The sequence below is a fragment of the uncultured Pseudacidovorax sp. genome (assembly GCF_913773995.1).
Classification (GTDB): Bacteria; Pseudomonadota; Gammaproteobacteria; order Burkholderiales; family Burkholderiaceae_C; genus Xenophilus.
The window spans coordinates 1-5,373 of sequence record NZ_CAJYES010000089.1; the positions used below are offsets into that span (position 1 = coordinate 1).

3 protein-coding genes are annotated in these 5,373 nt (G+C 71.8%); 1 reads left to right on the forward strand and 2 read right to left on the reverse strand.

Annotated elements, in window-relative coordinates:
• Window positions 1-89 precede the first annotated feature (89 nt).
• Together QZ772_RS07665 and mprF are read right to left on the reverse strand one after the other, a co-directional pair.
• Window positions 90-1,577: an AcvB/VirJ family lysyl-phosphatidylglycerol hydrolase gene (locus tag QZ772_RS07665; protein WP_295524464.1), complete on the reverse strand. Its 1,488-nt coding sequence runs from the start codon at window positions 1,575-1,577 to the stop codon at window positions 90-92.
• Window positions 1,578-1,608: 31 nt separating this feature from the next.
• The gene (gene mprF, locus QZ772_RS07670) at window positions 1,609-4,224 is read right to left on the reverse strand and encodes a bifunctional lysylphosphatidylglycerol flippase/synthetase MprF (protein WP_295524465.1); all 2,616 of its coding nucleotides are present in this window, start codon (window positions 4,222-4,224) and stop codon (window positions 1,609-1,611) included.
• Between the two features lie 101 nt (window positions 4,225-4,325).
• Here mprF and QZ772_RS07675 point away from each other — a divergent pair.
• The coding region (locus QZ772_RS07675; RefSeq protein WP_295524466.1) for a malonyl-CoA decarboxylase family protein at window positions 4,326-5,373 on the forward strand (1,048 nt) is incomplete at its 3' end.

A 5,373-nucleotide genomic window follows, 5' to 3' on the forward strand; every position in this document is an offset into this window, starting at 1 on the left:
AGCCGGCACATCCACGGTGTAGAGCTCGCCACCGCCCCGCCGGCCGTCGGCCGTCGGCCAACTGAAGTCTGCTCGTTGGCGGCCCGCCCTCAGCGCGCCGGCGGCGCCGCCTGCAGCACCTTGGCCGCAAGATCTTCGTAGTTCTCGCCCAGGTGGTGGCCGCCCGGCATGGGCAGCACCTTCGCCTGTGTCCCATCCAGGCGCGGGCAGAGCGAGTCGGCCTTCTCCTCGGTGCCATACACGCACAGCGTGAGACCCGCCGGCAGGCGCTTGGCCTCGGGCGCGATGGGCTGGTCGCCGGACTTTCCGATCCAGTTGCTCACGTGGAACTCGAAGGCGGCCTTCTCGCCGGGGCCCAGCAGGCCCAGCAGCTTGACGCTGGCGCGGGTGCGCTCGGGCAGGCGGTTGTAGGCGAAGGGCAGCACGTCGGCGCCCTGCGAGTAGCCCAGCAGCAGCACCTCGCTGCGGCCCCAACGGGCGGCGTAGTAGCGGATCAGCCGGTCCAGGTCGGCGGCCACGCCCTCGGGCGTGCGGCGGGTCCAGAAGTAGCGCAGCGAATCCAGGCCGGCGACGGGAATGCCGTCCTTGGCCAGGGCCGCGGCCAGGCGCTTGTCGATGCTGGCCCAGCCGCCGTCGCCCGACACGAGCACGGCGAAGCGCTTGCCGGCGCCCTGCACGGGCACCTCGGTCACGGGCAGGTCCGACAGCTGGCTGGGCGGCAGGGCGAGGCCGGCGCGCTTCGCGGCCATCTGCGCGAAGGCGGCGTCGAAGCCGGGCGGTGCCCCGTCGGCCGATTCGGCGGCGGCGGGCGGCACCCAGCGCGCGTTCGGGACCTGGGCCGCGAAGGCGGCTGGTGCGGTCGGGCCTGCACTGCAGGCGGCCGCGCGCGGATCGGCGCCCATGGCCGTCCAGGTGCCGGCCAGGCGCTTGGCGGGTTGCAGGTCGAAGGCGGGCTCCAGGGGCCGCAAGGTCTGCGCGGCTGGGCCTGGTCGCGCAGACTCGCCGGCCACGGGTTTGCTGCGGAAGTTCTCGTCGCCGCACATCGGCAGCGGCAGGGCGAGGCGCGGACAGAAGTCCAGCGACAGGGCGCCGGTGTAGGTGTCGGCGGGCGATTGCGCGAGCAGGCCATAAGCCAGTGCGCCGGCCGGCCCGGTGCCGACCAGGATCGGCTCGATGTACGTGGGCAGCTTTTCGCCCGCCTGCACGAAACGCGCGAAGTTCTCCAGCGCGCCGGGGCCGTGCACGCATTGCTGGCTGACGGCCGCCAGGCTGCGGTAGAAGCCCAGCCCCGGCACGGCGATCACCATGGCGCCCTGGGCCGTCATGGCCTGCACCAGCCGCAGGTCGCGCGGCGTGGGCGCGTCGCTGCCGGTCAGCAGCACCACAAACTGCTGAACCGCACCGGCGGGGCGGTACAGCGGCACGTCCTTGAAGATCTCGCGGGTGATGCGCTTGGCGGGCTGGGGAAGGGCGGCGCCCGCCGGTGCCAGCGATTGGGCAAGGGCCGCACCGGCGAGCAGCAGGCCCGAAGCGCCGGCCACCAGGGCGCGGCGCAGGAAGGAAATCGGCAATGTCATGCGAAGGAAGTCGAAAAAAGGCCGGACGGCATCACTTGCCGATCACGCCTTTGGTGCCGCCGCCGATCAGCGCGGCCAGGTCCAGCAGCACCCACAGCGGTGCCACGCCGCCGGGCGCGGCCAGGTAGCGCGGCTCCCAGACGGGCTCGAACTTGTCCTTGAAGCTGCGCAGTCCGCGGAAGTTGTAGAAGCGCTCGCCATGCTCGTAGAGCAGCCGGCCCAGGCGCTGCCAGCGCGGCGCGTGGCGACGCTCGGCCATGCCGGCCATCGGCGCCATGCCGAGGGCGAAGCGCTGGAAGCCGCGGTCCTTGAGATGCATCAGCACCTTGGCAAAGAGGAAGTCCATGGTGCCGGGCGGCGCGTCGGGCAGGTGGCGCATCAGGTCGACGGCGGCCTCTTCGGCCGGCGCAGTGACCAGCAGGTTGGCGAAGGCGAGGATGCGACCTTCGCGCCGGGCCACGGCCACGGGCAGGCGGCGCAGGTAGTCCTCGTCGAAGCGGCCGACCGAAAAGCCCTTCTCGCGCGTCTTCTGGCGGGCGAGCCAGGCGTCCGACACGGCGCGCAGCTCGGGCAGGATGGCCTCCAGCGCCTCGCCTTCGATCACCTCGAACACGAGGCCCTCGCGCTCACCGCGGTTCATGCCCGAGCGCAGGTTGGCCCGCTTGGCGCCCCTGAGGTTGAACTCCGGCAGCTCGATGTGGGCATGCTCGCCCAGCTTGAAGGCCTGCAGCCCGCAGTCCAGGTACAGCGGCAGGCTGGCCGGGCGCACCTGGTAGAAGGCCGGCCGCCCGCCGTGGGTGCGGGCCATCTCGACGAAGCGCCAGGCCAGCTCGGCCCATTCCGCCTTGTCGCCCGCCGGGCCGTACAGCGCGATCCACGAGCGGTTCTGCTTGCCGTACATCAGAAAGCTGCGGCCCGAGGGCGAGAACAGCAGGTGCTTGTCGCCGGTGAGCGCGAAGCAGGCCTCGGCCCGCGGATTGGCGGCCACGATCGCGGCGGCCCGGTCCAGCTCTTCGGTGCTCGGCGCCGCGGCCTGGCCGACCGGCGGGCGCAGCAGTTGCCACAGCCCGTAGGCCATGCCGGCCAGCGCCACGCCCAGCAGGGCGCGCAGGGAGCGCGGCGCCTGCGCGTCCAGCTCGAACTGCCACCACAGCCGGTGGGTGTAGGCCACCTCCTGGTAGGCGAAGAACAGCAGCCACAGCGAGCCCGCCAGCACCGCACCCAGGCCGATCAGCCAGCCGGGCTCCAGCCGCATCGACAGCAGGGACGAGCGACGGTCGAACTGCTTTCGCGACAGCACCAGCAGCACCGCCAGCGTGACCAGCAGCCCGGCCTCGTGCAGCGCGATGCCCTTGGGCAGTGCCAGCACGGCCGCGACCACGGCCAGCACCAGCGCCGCCCACCACGCCGCATCGAGCCGGTGGAACAGCCCGCGCGCCACCAGCAGCAGCCCCAGGCCCGCCACGCTGCCCAGGAAGTGCGAGGCCTCCACCAGCGGCAGCGGCACGTTGAGCGTGGTCAGCATCTCGCGGGCGTCCTCGGTGAAGGGCGTGACGCCCGAGGCGATGAGCCACAGCCCCGCCACCAGCGTCAGCGCCGCCAGCAGACGTGGGCTCAGGCGCGTGGCGGCCCGGGCGATGGGGGTGCCGACGCCGCTCTTCAGCTCCCAGCCCAGCACCAGGGCGGTGGCTGCCACCAGCGGCACGATGTAGTAGATGCCGCGGTAGAGCACCAGCGCGGCCAGCATGCTCTCGGCCGGCACCTGATCGCGGGTGGCGGCCAGCATGACCGCCTCGAACACGCCCACGCCGCCGGGCACGTGGCTGATGATGCCGGCGACGATGGCGATGGCATAAAAGGCGGTGAACGCCGGCAGCTCCATTCGCTCGCCGGGCAGCAGGAACCATAGCGCCGCGGCCGAGGCCATCAGCTCGAAGGCCGAAATCACCAACTGCTGCACCGCCAGCCCCGCTGGCGGCAGCCGCAGGCGCCAACGGCCAGCCAGCTGTAGCGTGCGCTGGCGATGGCACAGCAGCAGGAACACCGCCACGCCTAGCAGTACCACCGCGGCGCCGGCCTGCAGCACCGCCGCGGGCAGGTGCAGCAACTCGGCCACCTCGGGTGCGCCCCACAGCAAGGCGCCCGCGCCGAAGGCCACGATTCCCAGCGCGAAGGCCGCCGCGTTGAACACCACCACCTGCGCCACCTGGTGCGCCTTGAGGCCCGCCGCCGTGTACAGCCGGGTGCGCACCGCCCCGCCCGTCAGTGGGCCGAGGCCGATGGTGTTGGACAGCGCGTAGGCGGTGAACGAGGTCAGCAGCACCGTGCCCCGGTTCACCCGCGCATGGGCATAGGCCAGGGCCGAGAAGTCGTAGCCAGACAGGATGAGGTAGCTGGCGGCGGTGGCCATCAGCGCCAGCACGATGTCCATCTCGTGCGTGCCTGCGATGGCCCGCATCACGTCGTCGTAGCGCACCTCGCCAGCCAGGCCGTGCAGGGCGGCGGCGAGCAGAACGCACAGGAGCAGGGCCGCCGCGGCGATCAGCCAGGGTTTGAGTCGCTGCCAGCCGAGTGCGACGGCCTCTGTAGGAACAGGGCTCGTCGCCGGTGGCGCGTGGTCGGGGGAGGAGTGGGAAAGCTCGGTCACGGTGTACAAACAGGGTGCCAGGCGGCGTGCGCCGTCGGCCTCAAGCCACAACGCAGGCCCCGGCCCATGCGTTGGCCCGCCCCAGAAATTTTGTCGATTCCATGACCAAAACTCCCCCAGACTGGCTGTCCAAGGGTGTCTCGCTGCTGCGCCCCGGCGTGTCGGCGGGGGGCTCGACCGCCGGCAAGCCGGCGGTGGCCCCGTCCCCGGCCGGCGATAGCCGCCCGCCCCGCACCCTGACGGAGCGCATGGCCGCCACGCTGCGCCGCCATGGCGAGGCCCTGCCGCCTCGCGCGCTGCGTCGCATGCTCGAAGACCTCCAGGGCGTGACCGACAGCCGCACCAGCGAGGTCGAGGCCGGCCGCCGCGCCCACGCGGTCATGACGGCCTACGAGGCGCTGACCGCCGACGAGCGCCGCGATGTCTGGCTGCTGATGGCCGAATGCTTCGCCCCCGATGGCGCCAAGCTGAAGACCGCGCGCGAGCAATACGAAGCCGCCGAACCCGGCTCGCCCGAGCAGGCCCAGGCCGAAGCGAAGCTGCGCCGTGCCTCGGCCTCGCCCCGGGCTCGTCTGCTCCAGCGCTTCGCCATCCCCGAGGAGGGGCTGCGCTTCCTGGTCGGGCTGCGGGCCGAGTTGCTGCCCGTGGTGCGCAAGGACCGTCGCCTGGCCGCGCTGGACGCCGAGCTGGAGCAGCTGTTTTCCACCTGGTTCGATGTGGCTTTCCTCGATCTCAAGCGCATCAGCTGGGATTCGCCGGCCTCGCTGATCGAGAAGCTGATCGAGTACGAGGCAGTGCACGACATCAAGAGCTGGTCCGACGTCAAGAACCGGCTGGACGACACCGACCGCCGTTGCTACGGCTTCTTCCACCCTCGGCTGCCGGGCGTGCCGCTGATCTTCGTGGAGGTGGCGCTGACCGACGCCATCACCGATGCCATCGCACCCTTGCTGGACGAGGCGGCCACCGCCACCCCGGCGCACAAGGCCTCGACCGCGATCTTCTACTCCATCAGCAACACCCAGACCGGGCTGCGGGGCGTGAGCTTCGGTGACTCGCTGATCAAGCGGGTGGTGGAGACGCTGCGCGAGGAATTCCCCAAGCTCAAGAACTTCGCCACGCTCTCGCCCATTCCCGGGCTGCGCCAGT

What these genes read in the sequence shown, in the direction of transcription:
- QZ772_RS07665 (WP_295524464.1), bottom strand. Translation starts at nt 1,577, where the DNA reads ATGACATTGCCGATTTCCTTCCTGCGCCGCGCCCTGGTGGCCGGCGCT.